We start from the raw sequence: 15,858 nt of genomic DNA on the forward strand, positions 1-15,858 counted from the left end.
CATGCTGTTAGCTTACATTCAGTTAGCCTTGGCTATGGCTTTGGTAGGAAGCAACATCTCCATCGGCAAAGAAATTGTTTCCCATGTCCCTGTGTTTTTGTTTTCGGAGCTTCGCTTTTTGCTCGCGATGGTCATCCTGCTGCCGCTGCTTGCTATGCGTGGGGAATGGAAAACGACCTTTAGCCGTGAGGAAGGCAAGGTGTTATTCTGGCAGTCGTTTTTCGGCGTGTTTCTGTTTAGTATTTGCATGCTATATGGCGTTCAGTGGACGACAGCTACTGCCGCTGGTATCATTACGAGTACGGTACCTGCCTGCATCGCATTGTTTTCGTTCTGGATTCTCAAAGAAAAATTACACGCCAACAGCTTAGTGGCGATCGGTCTTTCAGTGGGCGGCATCGGTTTCATTACGTTCACAGGAAGCGGTGGGGAGCAAAACTGGATCAACATGATTGGCAATCTGCTCGTATTTTTTGCAGTCGTCAGCGAAGCGCTCTTCACGATATTCGCAAAAAGACTGTCTGGGAAAATTACACCTTTTCAAATGACGGCTGCGATTAATGTCATCAGCTTTGTCTTGTTTCTTCCGTTTGCGATCTGGGAAAGCTTGCGTTTTGATTGGAGTGCCGTACCTGCAAATGTATGGTCGCTTCTCGCGTACTATGCGTTTACCGCCAGCGTCTTATCCTTCTTTCTCTGGTACAAAGGAGTGGAGAAGGTGGAGGCTTCTAAGGCTGGCTTGTTCACAGGAATGATGCCGATAAGCGCTGCTCTCGTGGCTGTCTTTTTCTTGAACGAAGCATTTACTTGGATGCATGGAGTAGGGATGGTTCTGGTGCTTGCCTCCATTTTTATTGGGACACAGCAGCCACGACGTACGAGTTCAGCACTGGAAAGCTGATAGATATGGCATGATAGAAAGGTCTCGGAAAACCTCGCGTACACTCTCGGGGGTATCCGGGGCTTTTTTTGAAAGAAAACGAAAAGCGCCCTGACACGAGGTCAAGACGCTTAATCGATTTATTTGGTCAATGCATTTTCCAAATCTTTCACACCACTGTAGACCAATTCGAACAAGTCAGCAATGTTTTCTTCTTCAATGCAAGAGAAGGCAATGCGCAAATCGGTTTGACCGAGTGCGATCGTACCGACGCCATACTGTTCCAGCAAGTGCTGACGCAATGTTTCTGCTTCGACAGTCTTTAGTTTGAGGCACATGAAGTAGCCGGAGTTGAATGGATAGTAGGTCCACACATCATCAAATTTACCGCTTTCGAGCACTTCCTTGACACGGTTGGCGCGGCCTTTCATGATATCGAATTTCTCCTGCTTCTGTGCTTTGTAGTCCGGAGCAGTGATTGCGTGCAGAACGAACGTTTGAGAAGGGTGTGATCCGCTGGAAAGAGTAGCGCGGATGATCCCCATTGTTTTCTGCTCCAAAGCGCTGAGCAAGTCGCTGGATGGAGCTGCATACGTAATAAAGCCAACACGGAAGCCCCATACGTAATCTTCTTTGGTAGCGCCATCTACTTTTACAGGAAGAATACGCGGGTGAACGTCGCACAGGCTGGCGAAGAGAGATTCGTGCATCGAATCCTCGAAGAACAAGCCGAAGTATGCGTCATCTGTTACCGCGACAATGTTGATTCCGGCTTCAGCGCCTTCTTTGAGTGCAGCGACGATTTGTTTTCCTTCCTCTGGACCTGGTGTATAGCCAGTTGGGTTATTCGGGAAGTTGAGTACAACGATGGCTTTGCCTTTGTCTTTTTGTGCGAGAATCGCATCACGCAAAGCAGAAGCATTAAACTTCATCTCGTCGTTATACAATGGGTAGTAGACCATTTCAGCACCACGGCGGATCGAAAAGGTAAGCTCGTAGTTTTCCCAGTTTTTGTCCGGGATGATGACACTGTCGCCACTGTCAGCGAACAAGTCCGATACGATGCTCAGGCCATGCGTCAGAGCGTTTGTAACGATTGGGTTGCTAAACGTATGATTTGCCAGTGCAGGCTGTTCTTCGATCATTTTTTTACGCCATGCTGCACGTAGCTCAGGTTTTCCTGCCGGGGGAGCATATTCGTAAATATCTTTTGGTTCGTAAGCAGATAGGTTATCCTGGATGACTTTGAGATGCATCGGTTGACCGTTTTCCAGTGCAATTCCGATGGTTGCGTTGTACTTTTTCGCTTTTGTTTTCGCTTCTGCCGACTGGCTGAGAATCCCCTCTTTTGGGAAATAAATCAGCTTGGCGATATCGGATAACATTTCATAAACGTGCGGGTTTTCCCGTTGGATGGTTTCGTTCAGCGTTGATGCCAATGAATGCATGGTAGCCTCCCTTTTCATTTACAAACATCTATCTTTACCAATAAAGATAGCGTATCTACATGCATTTGTCACCCTTGCCCAGCCGGATATTTCAGATTTTGCAAGGTTCCTTTTGACAGCGAGGACCTGATTTGCTACCTTGAAATCGAAAACTGAGTAATGCGGGAGGGAGAAGAAAATGGCAGAACGCATGATCGTTCGCCTAGGGGACCCTATCTTGCGTGAAACTTCAAGAAGAGTACCATCCATTACTCCGCAGGTTGAAAAGATTTTGGATGATATGGCCCAAACGATTTATGCTGCGAAAGGTCGAGCAGGCTTGTCTGCGATCCAAATTGGCATTCCGAAGCGTTTGGTTGTGATGGATTGCGGCAGCGGCTTGATTGAACTGATCAATCCGGTGTTGATGGAAAAATCAGGTGAGCAGGTAGGGCAAGAGGCGTGTCTTTCGATACCGGGTGTTTTTGGAATCGTTCGTAGGGCGAATTATGTCAAAGTTCGGACGTTGAACCGCGAAGGAGAAAACATGATAATCGAAGCAGAAGATTTCCTTGCTCGGTGCATTCAGCACGAGCTGGACCATCTGGAAGGGATTTTGTTTATTGATCATACGGAAGAGCTCTACTCAGCAAAAACAGGAAAGAAACTGAATCGAAAAGATATGCACCGGATACAGGTTGAAAGTAGGAAAAAATGGTGGAAATAAACAGAGCATAAAACAGCAAGGAGATTGACTCATGAAACGTTGGAATATTATATTAACTGGCTTTGGAACAGTAGGACAGCAGGTAGCTAGACTGCTGGAGGAGCGCCGGGAGCGGTACCGCGAGCTATATCAAGCGGATGTCAGACTCGTGGGAGTTGTTCGTTCAGGGTCCGGCCTCTATGATGAGAACGGAATCGATTCAGGAAAATGGGAAGACTATACGCATACAAAACAAACACGGAATCCATCATGGGACGCACTGGATTTTATCAAGTCAGCTCAAGCAAATGTGCTCATCGAGGCAGGTCCATCTGAAAAAGAGGGAGGACCCGGTCTGACTTATATTCGTTATGCATTGGAGAATGCCATGCATGCGATTGCCATTTCAAAAGGGGCACTTGTTGTCGATTATGCTGGTTTAGCCGCTCTAGCCAAAAAACATGGCGTCGCGTTGAAAATTAGTGGAGCAACAGCAGCTGCTCTACCGACGATCGATCTTTTGCAGTATAACTTGGCAGGCTGTGAAGTGAAGCGAGTGGAAGGCATTTTTACGGGAACGACGAACTTCGTGCTCACAAAAATGATGGAAGAGGGGCTCACCTGTGCGGAAGCAATCGAGCTCGCTCAGAAGATGGGGATTGCCGAACCGGATCCTTCTTATGATATCGATGGTTGGGATACAGCTTCGAAGCTCACGATCCTCGCAAACGCCGCTTTTGGCGCGCAAGTAAATCTGTCCGATATCGCACGCGCAAGTATCCGCGAAATAACATCAGTACAAATCGAGACGTGGAAAAAGCATGCAAAGATTCCCAAGCTGATCGGAACCATCCAAAAGGAAGCGAATGGCACGCTTTCTGTAGCCGTCGAGCTTAGTGCAGTGGATCATAGTCATCCATTTGCATCTGTATCAGGTACGACAAAAGCCATACGGGTAGAAACAGATGTCATGGGGGATTTATTGGTCGTTGGAGGAAAATCAGATCCTGTCGCGGCAGCAGCAGCTGCCTTAAAAGACCTTGAACATATCATTAGCAGATAGGCTAATTTGCATGTGCTTCCAGTGTTCCTTAGGAATGAGTCGTTTACAACCGCGAGCATACTAGGGATGCACCACAAAAAACGGCGAGGGGGCCATACGGATGAATCAATCGTCTGATGTCAATGCCGAGCTACAGCAAGTATCTGCTTACCCAACCAAACAAAAAATGCATCAAAAAAATGTCGCTTTGGTAAATGAGCAGGATAGCTGCTGTTGTTCCCCCGAAAAACAGGCATCTGAAGCACAGCAGGAATAACGCCTATACGAAAAAGCCGGGTCTCGATTAAGAGACACCGGCTTTTCGGTTCGTGCATTGCGATCTATCCGATAAATTCTTGTACCCAGTAGCCATTTGTGAAGCCTACACCAATTTTTGTGAACGCAGGGTTCATAATATTTTGGCGGTGACCTTCACTGTTCATCCATTGTGTCATTACTTCTTGTGGACTTTGTTGACCCATGGCGATATTCTCACCTGCAGTCGAGTATTGGATGCCAAATTGCTTCATCATATCAAACGGCGAACCGTACGTTGGGCTGTTGTGATCAAAATAGTTGTTAGCAGACATATCTTGTGCTTTTGCCAAAGCTACTTTGGACAGTGCTGCGTCCATTTGAATAGGCTTGAGACCTGCTTTTGCACGTTCTTGGTTCACCAAATCCGCGACTTGTTTCGCAAAATCACCAGTTTTTCCTTGATCCACTTGATTTACTGGAGCGGCAGGCTGAGTGACATTATTGCTAGGTTGCGCTGGTGCAGCTTGAACTGGTGCTGGTTGTACCGGCGTTGGTTGCACTGGCTTTGCAGGTTGCATCGGCGTCACTGGCTGCTGTACTGGCATTGGTTGTCCAGGGGCAAAGCCTTGTTTTGGTTGATAGAAGTTCCAAAATTGTTGGGAATTTGGAGCTTTTTGGTATTGTGGCATATAATATTGGAACTGTCCGCCAGGAACAGGGCAATTAGAAGCAGCCGAAGCAGAAGTAGCGAAGCCTGTGAGAGCCAAGCCCAGACCAAGAGTCATCGCGATTGTAACAGAACCAAAACGTTTCATTAAACAAATCTCTCCTTTTTTTTGCCTACGAGGTTAGTTGTCGGATTCGGATTGAGGAAACAACCCTACGCCAGTTCGGCGATTCACCCCAATGTGGAAAAGCTCATCCACAAGATAGTCCCCCGCACTTCCTTTGCAAGAGGAAGTCTCGGCTTATTTCGTTTGGCATGAACAACGATATCAGACAATCCCAATCGAAATAAAGGAGTAATATATGGCAAATAGCTAGAAACGTTGATAAATTAGGCTCATTTCGCTTCGTTTGATTGTTCCTTCCATGCGGTTAAGCCGCCTTCCAATGCATTTGCATGAAAACCATGCTCACGAAGGAGAGCAGCAGCTTTTTGAGCTTTGTTACCTGTTGTACATACGGTAACGATCTGTACGTTTTGCGCAAGTTTTTCGGTTTCTTCATCGAACGGCTTGTCCAGTTCTTTCATTAGAAGATAGGGGACGTTACGAGTCGGTGCGTTTTCGTGAACGAGGCTGCCAGTCATGAATTTTTCGGTGTCGCGTACGTCCAATAAAAGCACAGGCTTTTTCTGTTGGAGCGTTTCTGATAATTGAATAGTTGTCAAAGTATGATTTTGCAATGAAATCCCTCCCACTCTTATTGTAACAGAGTTCCGCTTACTCCAGTATAAGGGTGAACGGTTGCTTTTATTGGACAACCATGGTAGAATGGGGTTGCTACTTGAAAAATTGATACCTATCATTCATCGAGGTGTATGCTGATGGATAACATTTTTGAATCCCCGATTCACACTGGCGCGGTCATCGGAGCCGCAAGGATGGAAGAGAGGAAGGGCTTTCATTGTTTTAGGTTTTCAAAAGGTTTAGTTTTTAATTTTGCAGTTCCGTCCTATGACATTCGCATATTCACTGAGTAGGTAAAATTCACATATCATGAAGGCGTATCAAAGTACATGATCTGGTATTTCTTCATGATATGTGAGCTTTATTTGCTTCGGTAAATATGACTAGCATATTCAAATTGAATTTTTGGAGGTCTTTTTAAATGCAAACGAACGGAACAGTAAAATGGTTTAACGCAGAAAAAGGTTTCGGTTTCATTCAAGTAGAAGGCGGAGACGATGTATTCGTACACTTCAGCGCAATCCAAGGTGACGGTTTCAAAACTTTGGACGAAGGTCAAAAAGTTCAATTCAACATCGTTCAAGGCAACCGTGGCCCACAAGCTGAGAACGTAGTAAAACTGTAAGTCTCCTTATAAAAAAACTGTCCTTTTAAGGGCAGTTTTTTTTGTTTGGTAGTAATGATAGGGTTTTTCTAGCCACTCAATAAAAGAGAAAATAAGGAACTATGGCGCCACACCATAATTCCTTATTTCCATTTTGCTAACATACTAAGGGCAAGTTTCGAGTTCAATCGTCTGAAATTGGCTATCGATCACTGTTAGGCCATTCACTTGTCCGCCGCCAATCGAAGTGCGGCCGTATGTGGTGAGAAGAACGTTTTCATTGTTGCGGGCTACAGTAAGGCGTACCTCATAGTGGAAGGAAGCAGGGATCGCCGCATTAAATACAGTGCGAGTGTTTGCTGGGAGAACTTGCGTAACGTCAACTAATGTACTGACTGGATTTGTTTGAGTAACAGCATTACCCCAGTTCAATACTTGTACGCGCACTTCCACGCCTCGGTCAAATAGATTGACGATGTCAAGGTGAGCTGTAAGCGTAACATTGAGATTATTTTGCAAAATACCAGTTGTTCTTACAAGTGTATCTCTGTGAGGCTTGCGGTGCTTGCGATCCTTACGATCCTTGCAATCATCGTGATCATCGTGATCGCAGTGATCCCTGTGATCCTTGTGATCGCAGCGATCCTTGTGATCCTTGTGATCGCAGCGATCCTTGTGATCCTTGTGATCGCAGTGATCCCTGTGATCCTTCCAATCATCGTGATCCCTGTGATCCTTGCAATCATCGTGATCCCTGCGATCCTTGCGATCATCGTGATGCTTATGGTGCCCATGATGCTTATGGTGCTTATGACGCTCTTCGAATTCTTTTTCCGTCATCTTGATCACTCCAATTTGGATATAAACTAGTGGGACAATAATACGATATTGTTTCTTGTGTGAATTTGTAACGGCGAACGTAAGGGGACGAGTACCTATTTTTGGTAGAGGAGAGTGGAGTTTCATGGTAGCCAATCATGTATGCAAACAACTAGACTATACGGCTCGCTTTGAATGGGGCTACGAAGGAGTGGAGCACCTCGGGGCCGTTTCGGATATGATCGTCATCATTGATGTGCTCTCTTTTAGTACATGTGTCGACATCGTAACTGGACGTGGGGGAATCGTCTATCCTTATCAGATGAAGGATGCGTCCGCTGTGGAGTTTGCCAAACAAAAAGCAGCACTGCTCGCTGGAAAACGGGGAGAGCCAATTTCGCTTTCACCTGCTTGTCTGAAAACGGTACCAATGGGTAGTAGGGTGGTGTTACCCTCGCCAAACGGATCGACCTGTACCGTATTGGCAAAGAAATCAGGGGCGAAGGTAATCGCTGCGTGCTTGCGAAATGCGCTATCCGTCGCCAGATACATACAGCAGCATAAAGGAACCGTAACGGTCATTGCTTGCGGTGAACGGTGGGGGAATGGAGCGTTGCGACCCGCTATTGAGGACATGATTGCAGCAGGTTCACTCCTTCACGAATTGGAGGGATATCGCTTGTCACCAGAGGCCGAAATGGCGGTGGCAGCCTTTCGATCTGCCCAAGATCATATTCCCTTTTACTTGCAGAAATGTGCGTCAGGCCAAGAACTGATCAGCATGGGCTACCCGGAAGATGTCGCACTTGCAGCACAATGGAATCGGAGTTCCACTGTCCCAGTCCTAAACGATGATTTTGCTTACGAAGCCATTTAGTCTTTTCGCATAAAGAATCCCTCATTCGGTAACCATGGTTATGAACCACACATGAGAAAAACTGGACAGGGAGGATTCATATGGATGACGACAGCAAGTCCATCAACCAGTCAGAAGAAAATATCCTGACGAATCGCCAAGGCCATCCGATCACAGACAACCAGAACTTGCGAACAGTAGGGAATCGCGGGCCAACCGTTCTGGAGAATTACGACTTTCTGGAAAAAATCACACATTTTGATCGGGAGAAAACACCTGAGCGTGTCGTGCATAGCCGAGGTGCAGGAGCGCATGGCTATTTTGAAGCGTATGGAACCGTAGGGGATGAGCCGATTTCTACTCACACGAGGGCAAAGCTGTTTTCGGAGCAGGGGAAAAAAACGCCTGTATTTGTGCGGTTTTCTACGGTTATTCATGGGACGCATTCGCCCGAGACGTTACGCGATCCACGTGGGTTTGCGGTGAAGTTTTATACAGAGGACGGGAACTGGGATCTGGTTGGCAACAACCTCAAAGTTTTTTTCATTCGGGATGCGATGAAGTTTCCTGATCTTGTACATGCGTTCAAGCCTGATCCAGTGACAAACATTCAAGACGTGGAACGGATCTTTGACTTTATCTCAAACACGCCTGAGGCCATGCATATGATCACGTTTTTGTTCTCTCCGTGGGGAATACCAGCGAACTATCGACAAATGCAAGGCTCTGGCGTAAACACGTACAAGTGGGTAAACCACGAAGGAAAAGCGGTCCTGGTCAAATACCATTGGCAGCCGTTAACGCAAGGGATTAAGAATATGACTCAAAAACAGGCAGAAGAGATCCAAGGCAAAAACTTTAATCATGCCACGCAGGACTTGTATGAAGCGATTGAGCGAGGCGAATATCCGGAGTGGGAAATGTGCGTCCAGATCATGAGTGATGACGACCACCCTGAGCTCGATTTTGATCCGCTTGATCCAACGAAAATATGGCCCGAAGATCAATTCCCGTTTCTTCCTGTAGGCAAAATGGTATTGAACAAAAACCCGGATAACTATTTTGCAGAGGTCGAGCAAGCAGCTTTTGGGACAGGTGTTTTAGTGGATGGACTTGATTTCTCCGATGACAAGCTACTGCAAGGAAGGACCTTTTCCTATTCGGATACGCAGCGTTATCGGGTTGGCGCCAACTACTTGCAGCTTCCGGTCAACGCTCCCAAAAAGCGTGTAGCTACCAACCAGGAAGGCGGTCAAATGCTGTATCGAGTAGATCGGACGCAACGGCATATTAACTATGAGCCATCGACGATTGGCGGATTGCAGGAAGCCAAGCAAGCCGCTCCTGATCATCAGCCAGAAGTGGAAGGGAAGGTCGTCCGTCAAAAGATTGATCGCACCAACGATTTCAAACAGGCGGGAGAACGTTATCGCCTCTTGGAAGACTGGGAACGAGAAGACCTCATTGCCAATCTGACGGATGCACTCCTCTCCTGTGACCCGCGCATTCAAGAGAAAATGCTCGGATATTTCTCGCAATGTGACGAAGAGTACGGTCAGCGCTTGAAAGCTGGAATCGCGCAGGACAATGGCGGAAACAATCAGGGGATGGGCGGACCGATGGGCGCAACGAATCCAGGAGCGGCTGTCAAGGAAGCCGAACAAAAGTCTCGTCCGTCCAAGCCTTACTGATGACCCGAGTGAACAATCAAGATGGAACGAACAACGGAGCTTTGCCGAATCCATGGTAAAGCTCTTTTTTTGTATCCGGTTGCATTTTTACTTAACAATCAGTAGGCTAAAACGTATAGGATCGATTTGCCAAAGGAGACGTCATTCATGTCGAAAGATAATAAAACACATCAACATATTGTGGAAGCAGCCTTTCAATTATTCGCGGAGCATGGGATTGAAAAGACGAGCCTGACGATGATTGCTACAGAAGTAGGGATCACCAAGCCGGCGATTTACTACCACTTTGCATCAAAGGATGCACTGCTCGATTATTTGTTTGATCAACTATTTGGAAACTATACATTTTCCCATTTTTTCACGGTTACGGATTTTACAGCTGACAATTTCGTGGAACTCCTTATCGAAAATGGGTTGAAGCTATTGCCGAGCGAGGAAGAGGATTATGCCTTTTTGCGTGTCTTCAATCAATTTCTACTATCTGTCAGTCAAAAAGAGAAGTACCGTGACAAGCTGCGTCTGATGCAAGAAGATTTTTTGCAGGGCTTTACCTCCTTATTGGAGCGAGGGATAGAGTTAGGTGTCGTCACGCCTGATCGTGTCGTAGCAAAAGCTCATATTCTAGCACTCGTCGTTGATAATATCAGTAATTACATGCTAATGGGGATTGAGCTTGATCAGAGGGATATCTGGGCTGAAACAGTGAGAAGCGTGTTAAAGTAATCGAAAAAAACAGTAACCCAATTCGAGTTTCCAGCGTCTTACAATTGTTTACATTAGAAGATGGCGAGGAGATTCATGATGGTACGAAGAGAGAAATGGGTAACATTGTTGAGCTATACCGCGGTACTCTCCCTATTGACGACGGGTGGGGTTGTTGCTGCATCCCCTGCGAAAACAGATTCCCAAAAGGTAGAAGCATCAGCTGGTACTACGGGCAATACCGAGGTGAAGTTGCAGGCTTGCAGTCAAGATGATGCGGTAGCGGATGACTCGGACACGACGATGAAGTCCTGGAAACCATTAGAGAATAAGCCGGTAATGGAAGGGATTACTGCCATTGCAACAGGCATCATTTTTGATGAAGCAGGTTATGGATGGAGACCGGGCATTTCGTATGCCTTCACCGAGGATGGGCAAGTGTGGAAATGGGGATATCAATCTGACGAGAATTATGAACCACAAAAGTTAGCCGGGATTAAAGATGCCAAGCAAGTCACGACGGATTATGTCCTTACGGGCGCAGCTGAAGTATGGCAGATCGATGAGAAGAAGGCACCTGAAAAACTGGCCGGCCTGGATAAAATCAAGAAAATTCAGCAGCTCGATCTTCATGAAGGCGTACTCTTTTTACTAAAAGAAGATGGTACCGTACTGAAATGGGAAAAAGGAGCGAAAGCAGTAGAGAAGGTGACGAAGTTTTCAAATATCCGTGACTTGTATAGCTCTGCCTTTTCCTTGTTTGCAGTAGATGACCAAGGGAAGCTTCTCTATCTCGATGGCAAATCCGGAGAGCTTCACACAGAAAATGTACAGGTAATAGATATCTCAGGGAAAGTCAAACAGGTAGCCGTCGATTATACGGATCGCGCCTTGATCCAAACAGAAAAAGGCGAAGTGTATAGCTACAGTACAAAAAAAGATAAAAAAGTAGTGCGTGCCGCTCATGCAGATGGTGCTACGCGGATGGCAGTTGGCGGAGAAGGAATGTACTTGATCGTAAAAGCGGACGGAACTGTTTGGGGATGGGGACATAATACACTTGGAATGCTCGGTGCGAATCTAGAAAATGAGCTCGAGGAGCCTGTCAAACTAGCAGGTCTTTCTGATATCACCGACGTACAAGCGGGCACAGATCATGTGATTGCTCTCGATAAGAAAGGAAACGTCTATTCATTTGGCAGCAATATGACAGGACAGCTGGGTCGAATCCCTGTTACTTTTGACAAATGGACAGAATTGGGCGAATTACGTGATGTAAAGCAGGTTGTAACAGAGCTGGATAAACCATACTTCGTGCGTAATGATGGTTCTGTATGGGGTTTCGGCTTGGATCGAGTGCCATATGAAGTGAAAGGACCTAAGAAAGTAAAAACAATGGATAGCATCCTGGATTCGCCCGTTACCTTGAATGAGAATGGACAAATTCAGTTGTGGACCAGTGAATTTAGCAGCTGTGAAACATTGGCGTTGCCTTCACGCATCAAGGATTTCGTTGGGGGAGAGGAGCATCTCTTGTTGCGTACAGAAGATGACCAATTCCTGACGGTGGAATTCAGTTATGATTCCGCAGAACGCGGAGGGTTATCTGTCACCACGAACTTGCGCCCACAAAAAGTGGAAACCCTCAAACTAGATTCTAAAGTAGCTGCGGATGTGAGTAAGCTTTATGCCAATCTTTATACGTTTTTTGCTGTGACGAAAAATGGTCAAGTATTGTACGCAGAACGGAAGAATGATGAACCGTTCACTTCATTTGCGCAGATAGCTGGTTTAGAAGGGATTCGGGAGCTCGCGCCTGAGTATTTTGTCCGTTATACAAAGGATACCGCATCAGTATGGGCGATCAATGACGCAGGCAAGGTTCACGAAATTCAGGTTTACCCAGAGAGCGAAGGTAATGACGCAGGAGCTATCAAAGTGAAGCTGGAACCAAAAACCGAAGAAGACATTGCCATGATGAGCGGACGTCTGCGGATAACCAAGGATGGGCAAATCTTCGAACACGAATGGGAACCGCTTAAAAAACAAAAAGTGGCTGGTCCTGTTAGACTGATTTCCTCTTTGTACGACTATGCGATCGAAGGGCCAGGCTCGCATTACCATGTGCTTGTCACCGAAGATGATAAGATCGTTTTTATTGGTGATAATCCATACGGAAAAGGTCAGCTTCAACCAGATAAGGTCAGACAGTAACAGGCTCAAAACCCTATTAAGAAATCGAAGTCAATTTAATAGAATCATTGGTTAAAAAAGCAGTAACAGAACTAGGAACCCGAAAAACCTAGTCTGTCGCTGCTTTTGTGTGTTCACGTACCAACTTTGTTGAAGAGGATGTAAGATTAGCGTTCTAATATTGCCGTAAATAGTAGATGTTCGGCTTGCCGGTGCTTTCCCCGTTCAAATTCTCGTGCAATAATCGTTTGCGGCTTCATGATTTCTTTTGTCGTCTCTTTTTCCCGTGAAGTAGTATTCATCATTGTCATGGATAAACATGGGAGGACAATGTAGAATTATGTCGAACGTATATTTATGAATAAGCCTGAGCCTAGAAGTACGTTGGTTCCATGGAAAAGGAGAATCTATGTAAATGCAGAAGTCATCAAGTTCATCCAAAGAAAAAAGCACTGCATGCTGCCAACCGTCGATTTCTCCGGCAGACGATTCTGCTCGGATATTAATAGAAGGAAACACCGAAGTTTTAGCACAAATGAACATGATTAGCTTGACGGAAGAGGATTTGCAGTTAATCGCAGCGTTTCGTCCTGTCATTGAGACCGAAATTGAGCAGATTACTTCTTCTTTTTATGAATCGATTCTCCATGTGGACTCTTTGAAACATATTGTGATGGAGCACACTACCGTTGACCGTTTACGTCAAATCATAAAGAATCATTTAATCGAAATGTTTGACGGCCGGATCGATCCTACCTTCATTGAAAAACGCTTGAAGATTGCGATGGTCCATCAAAAAATCGGACTTCCTCCCAAGTGGTACATGGGTTCTTTTCAAAACCTATTAGGCACACTTATGCGAATCATAGATGATCGGAAAGAAATGTATCCTGACTCGAAAAAACTGGCACAAGCCATTACGAAGCTGCTCAGCTTTGAGCAGCAGTTGGTACTGGAGGCTTACGAAGACCAGACACGTATACTGGAGCAGCGCGCCAAGTCGATGATTGAATATCAAGCGTTTCATGATGAATTAACAGGCTTGCCGAACAGAAGGAAGCTCCATCAAGCCTTGCAGGAGGCGATTGCTAATAATAGAGAAAAAGGTACGCGATTTGCTGTGCTGGTACTGGACATCGATCGTTTTAAAATGATTAATGATTTTTTTGGCCATACGTACGGGGATCGTTTTTTGCAAGAAGTGAGCAATCGGATCAAAACAAGCGCGGAAGGATTCGATGTGACGATTGCCCGTATGGGTGGTGATGAGTTCACACTGATCTGCCAAAATGCTGAAGATGACCACAAGTTTTCGACGTTGGCTGATCGGGTGGTAAAGGAAATTGAGATTCCCTATCTTTTGCAAGGAAAAGATTATTACGTCACTGCGAGTATTGGTGTCGCGGTGTATCCCGATCACGGATGCAGTGAGGAGCAATTGCTCAAAAATGCAGATGCTGCCATGTACGAAGTGAAGAAAAACGGGAAAAACGGATTTCAGTTTTTTACCAATGATCTCGATTATTGGCGTGGAAGCACTCGCTCGGTGGGATCATCCAGAAAAAGGAATTCTGTCACCGGGTGTGTTCATCCCGATAGCGGAAGAAACGGGCTTGATCTTTGAGATTGGCACGTGGACATTGAAGGAAGCATTCTTTATGCCGGAGCGTGATCGTTTTGATCATCCTCTGCAAAGCATTCCTAAACAGTAGATGGAATCATTTTGAAATTATTGATACAATGATGAGAGTCCCTTCGGGGGCTATTTTTTTAAGGAGGGCTTTTCCGATGAAGAACATTACGTTCATCAAACACGTCTATGAAAAACAACTGGGGGGTGAAATCTACTATGAACCCTAGTATTTTGAATGGCACCAGAAATCATCTGATCAACCAGCTCGTCTTTTTTGACGAGCAGTATTCACTCTTTTACGATCAATATGTACGGAATTATGGGAAAGAAAAGCAAGCCATCGATGAGATTGTGGAGCGTTACAAGCAAACACTCGAAAACCTTTTGGCAAAAGAAGACAGTGCACTATTTCAATCACTTAAAGCAATTACGTTATTAGGCAGCAACGTAAAAGTGCTATTTGAAGATGATCAATTTGAGGAGTCATTTACTGTGGTATACCCCACAGACATTGACCCGGATAACAACAGAATTTCATTCTTATCGCCCATAGGCAGGCAACTGCTGCTAGCGGCTCCACACGATTCTGTTGTGCTGGAAAGTCCGGTCGGCAGGCAGCAGGTGCAGGTGCGGGAGATAAGCTTTACATATATGGGGGGATTCTCGTCACCATAGGAATCTAACCATCGTATCGATCATATAAGAAGACACTAACACGATGTTAGTGTCTTTTTTTGTCATTTCTAGTAAAATGCAAGAAAAGCAAGCCGTGAGTACAGGGGGAAAAGACGATGAAAACTATTGCCTGCCCAACATGTAAGCAAGATGTGCAATGGGATATGAATCGCCTGCAAAAGTTGGAAGAGCGGTGGGTGATGGTTTGCGAAAAATGTGGTGACCCGTTCTTCAGTGTGATAGAGGAAGAGAAGGAAATGATTCTTGCAGGCATACGATTGACGGAAGAGTATGTACCGGATATCATCCATGCTTATCACAGTGAGGATGTAAAGAATCTCCCATCCAGGGTAGGGTTTGGAGTCATCAAAAAAAGCAATTCAGAGGACTGAATTGCATGCTTTTCACCTGATCGCTATTCCTCGTAATTAAACTGCCACTCGATACCAAATCGATCGACGACACTGCCATAGCATTTGCTCCAAAACGTCTCTTGCAGTTCCATTCTGACAGTTCCGCCCTCTTTTAATTGTTCAAAGTACGAGTGAATGCCCTCAAGGTCTTTATTGACGATGGCTAGGCTGATGTTTGTTCCTTCGACATAAGGCATGCCAGGGAATACATCGGAAAACATGACAGAGCTTCCGTCAATGACAAGGCGTGTGTGCATAATGAGATTTTTCGCTTCTTCAGGCATGGTGAAATTCGGATCAGGTGGCGTATCGCCATATCTCATAAATTGTGGTGGTTCTGTACGAAAGACTTTTGCATAGAATTCGGCTGCTTCCTGACAGTTCCCATTGAAAGTAAGGTAGACATTGACGCTCAAAGGTCACTCACTCCTGTTTTGTGTATTTTCCAATCTTCACCTCTATGATGGAAAGATACATGAGCAAATATACTTCGAGAATCATAGAAAAATAGGTCCCAAGACGCTAGCGTGAACTGTTACCCAAGAAA

18 protein-coding genes and 1 riboswitch are annotated in these 15,858 nt (G+C 45.6%); of the genes, 13 read left to right on the top strand and 5 right to left on the bottom strand.

The window, feature by feature from the left end:
- Position 1 precedes the first annotated feature (1 nt).
- Positions 2 to 901, top strand: a complete 900-nt coding sequence (locus C7R93_RS22045; RefSeq protein WP_106840826.1) for a DMT family transporter — start codon at positions 2 to 4, stop codon at positions 899 to 901.
- Between the two features lie 119 nt (positions 902 to 1,020).
- On the opposite strand, the gene C7R93_RS22050 is transcribed toward C7R93_RS22045, so the two are convergent.
- Positions 1,021 to 2,328, bottom strand: a complete 1,308-nt coding sequence (locus C7R93_RS22050) for an aminotransferase class I/II-fold pyridoxal phosphate-dependent enzyme (RefSeq protein ID WP_106840827.1) — start codon at positions 2,326 to 2,328, stop codon at positions 1,021 to 1,023.
- A gap of 178 nt (positions 2,329 to 2,506) precedes the next feature.
- On the opposite strand from C7R93_RS22050, the gene def reads away from it, so the two are divergent.
- The 3 genes from def to C7R93_RS30390 all read left to right on the top strand — a co-directional run bounded on the left by def (position 2,507) and on the right by C7R93_RS30390 (position 4,332).
- On the top strand, positions 2,507 to 3,034 hold the full coding sequence (def, locus tag C7R93_RS22055; protein ID WP_106840828.1) for a peptide deformylase: 528 nt from the start codon (positions 2,507 to 2,509) through the stop codon (positions 3,032 to 3,034).
- A gap of 31 nt (positions 3,035 to 3,065) precedes the next feature.
- Positions 3,066 to 4,076 carry a homoserine dehydrogenase gene (locus C7R93_RS22060; protein WP_106840829.1) on the top strand — a complete coding sequence of 337 codons (1,011 nt, stop codon included), beginning with the start codon at positions 3,066 to 3,068 and terminating at the stop codon, positions 4,074 to 4,076.
- 100 nt (positions 4,077 to 4,176) lie between these two features.
- Positions 4,177 to 4,332 (top strand): hypothetical protein, encoded by a 156-nt coding sequence (locus C7R93_RS30390; RefSeq protein WP_167402493.1) that lies wholly within the window; start codon positions 4,177 to 4,179, stop codon positions 4,330 to 4,332.
- 64 nt (positions 4,333 to 4,396) lie between these two features.
- On the opposite strand, the gene C7R93_RS22065 is transcribed toward C7R93_RS30390, so the two are convergent.
- Positions 4,397 to 5,128, bottom strand: a complete 732-nt coding sequence (locus tag C7R93_RS22065) for a CAP domain-containing protein (protein ID WP_106840830.1) — start codon at positions 5,126 to 5,128, stop codon at positions 4,397 to 4,399.
- A 7-nt stretch (positions 5,129 to 5,135) separates the two neighbouring features.
- A riboswitch (cyclic di-AMP (ydaO/yuaA leader) is annotated at positions 5,136 to 5,292 on the bottom strand.
- 84 nt (positions 5,293 to 5,376) lie between these two features.
- The gene (locus tag C7R93_RS22070; RefSeq protein ID WP_244191618.1) at positions 5,377 to 5,721 is read right to left on the bottom strand and encodes a rhodanese-like domain-containing protein; all 345 of its coding nucleotides are present in this window, start codon (positions 5,719 to 5,721) and stop codon (positions 5,377 to 5,379) included.
- Positions 5,722 to 6,146: 425 nt separating this feature from the next.
- Here C7R93_RS22070 and C7R93_RS22075 point away from each other — a divergent pair, with 425 nt between their 5' ends.
- Positions 6,147 to 6,350 (top strand): cold-shock protein, encoded by a 204-nt coding sequence (locus C7R93_RS22075; RefSeq protein ID WP_007729289.1) that lies wholly within the window; start codon positions 6,147 to 6,149, stop codon positions 6,348 to 6,350.
- A 144-nt stretch (positions 6,351 to 6,494) separates the two neighbouring features.
- Here C7R93_RS22075 and C7R93_RS22080 read toward each other — a convergent pair whose 3' ends face one another.
- Entirely contained in the window at positions 6,495 to 7,169 is a 675-nt protein-coding gene (locus tag C7R93_RS22080) for a hypothetical protein (RefSeq protein ID WP_244191619.1), read from the bottom strand.
- Positions 7,170 to 7,293: 124 nt separating this feature from the next.
- On the opposite strand from C7R93_RS22080, the gene C7R93_RS22085 reads away from it, so the two are divergent.
- From C7R93_RS22085 to C7R93_RS22115, 8 genes are all read left to right on the top strand, one after another.
- Positions 7,294 to 8,025 (top strand): 2-phosphosulfolactate phosphatase, encoded by a 732-nt coding sequence (locus C7R93_RS22085; RefSeq protein WP_106840831.1) that lies wholly within the window; start codon positions 7,294 to 7,296, stop codon positions 8,023 to 8,025.
- An 80-nt stretch (positions 8,026 to 8,105) separates the two neighbouring features.
- Positions 8,106 to 9,695 carry a catalase gene (locus tag C7R93_RS22090; protein ID WP_106840832.1) on the top strand — a complete coding sequence of 530 codons (1,590 nt, stop codon included), beginning with the start codon at positions 8,106 to 8,108 and terminating at the stop codon, positions 9,693 to 9,695.
- 147 nt (positions 9,696 to 9,842) lie between these two features.
- Entirely contained in the window at positions 9,843 to 10,418 is a 576-nt protein-coding gene (locus tag C7R93_RS22095; RefSeq protein ID WP_106840833.1) for a TetR/AcrR family transcriptional regulator, read from the top strand.
- A gap of 78 nt (positions 10,419 to 10,496) precedes the next feature.
- Positions 10,497 to 12,611, top strand: coding sequence for an RCC1 domain-containing protein (locus C7R93_RS22100; RefSeq protein ID WP_106840834.1), 2,115 nt, complete (start codon positions 10,497 to 10,499; stop codon positions 12,609 to 12,611).
- A 394-nt stretch (positions 12,612 to 13,005) separates the two neighbouring features.
- A complete protein-coding gene (locus tag C7R93_RS22105) occupies positions 13,006 to 14,214 on the top strand; it encodes a diguanylate cyclase domain-containing protein (RefSeq protein ID WP_244191621.1) in 1,209 nt (402 codons plus the stop codon).
- Positions 14,162 to 14,302 (top strand): hypothetical protein, encoded by a 141-nt coding sequence (locus tag C7R93_RS30765; protein WP_244191629.1) that lies wholly within the window; start codon positions 14,162 to 14,164, stop codon positions 14,300 to 14,302. Before C7R93_RS22105 ends, C7R93_RS30765 begins: the two co-directional genes overlap by 53 nt.
- 137 nt (positions 14,303 to 14,439) lie before the next feature.
- The gene (locus tag C7R93_RS22110) at positions 14,440 to 14,898 is read left to right on the top strand and encodes a GreA/GreB family elongation factor (protein WP_106840835.1); all 459 of its coding nucleotides are present in this window, start codon (positions 14,440 to 14,442) and stop codon (positions 14,896 to 14,898) included.
- Between the two features lie 116 nt (positions 14,899 to 15,014).
- The gene (locus C7R93_RS22115) at positions 15,015 to 15,290 is read left to right on the top strand and encodes a hypothetical protein (RefSeq protein ID WP_106840836.1); all 276 of its coding nucleotides are present in this window, start codon (positions 15,015 to 15,017) and stop codon (positions 15,288 to 15,290) included.
- A 23-nt stretch (positions 15,291 to 15,313) separates the two neighbouring features.
- Here C7R93_RS22115 and C7R93_RS22120 read toward each other — a convergent pair whose 3' ends face one another.
- Positions 15,314 to 15,727, bottom strand: coding sequence for a VOC family protein (locus tag C7R93_RS22120; protein WP_106840837.1), 414 nt, complete (start codon positions 15,725 to 15,727; stop codon positions 15,314 to 15,316).
- Positions 15,728 to 15,858 lie beyond the last annotated feature (131 nt).

This window comes from Brevibacillus fortis, assembly GCF_003013395.1.
GTDB classification, from domain to species: Bacteria; Bacillota; Bacilli; order Brevibacillales; family Brevibacillaceae; genus Brevibacillus; species Brevibacillus fortis.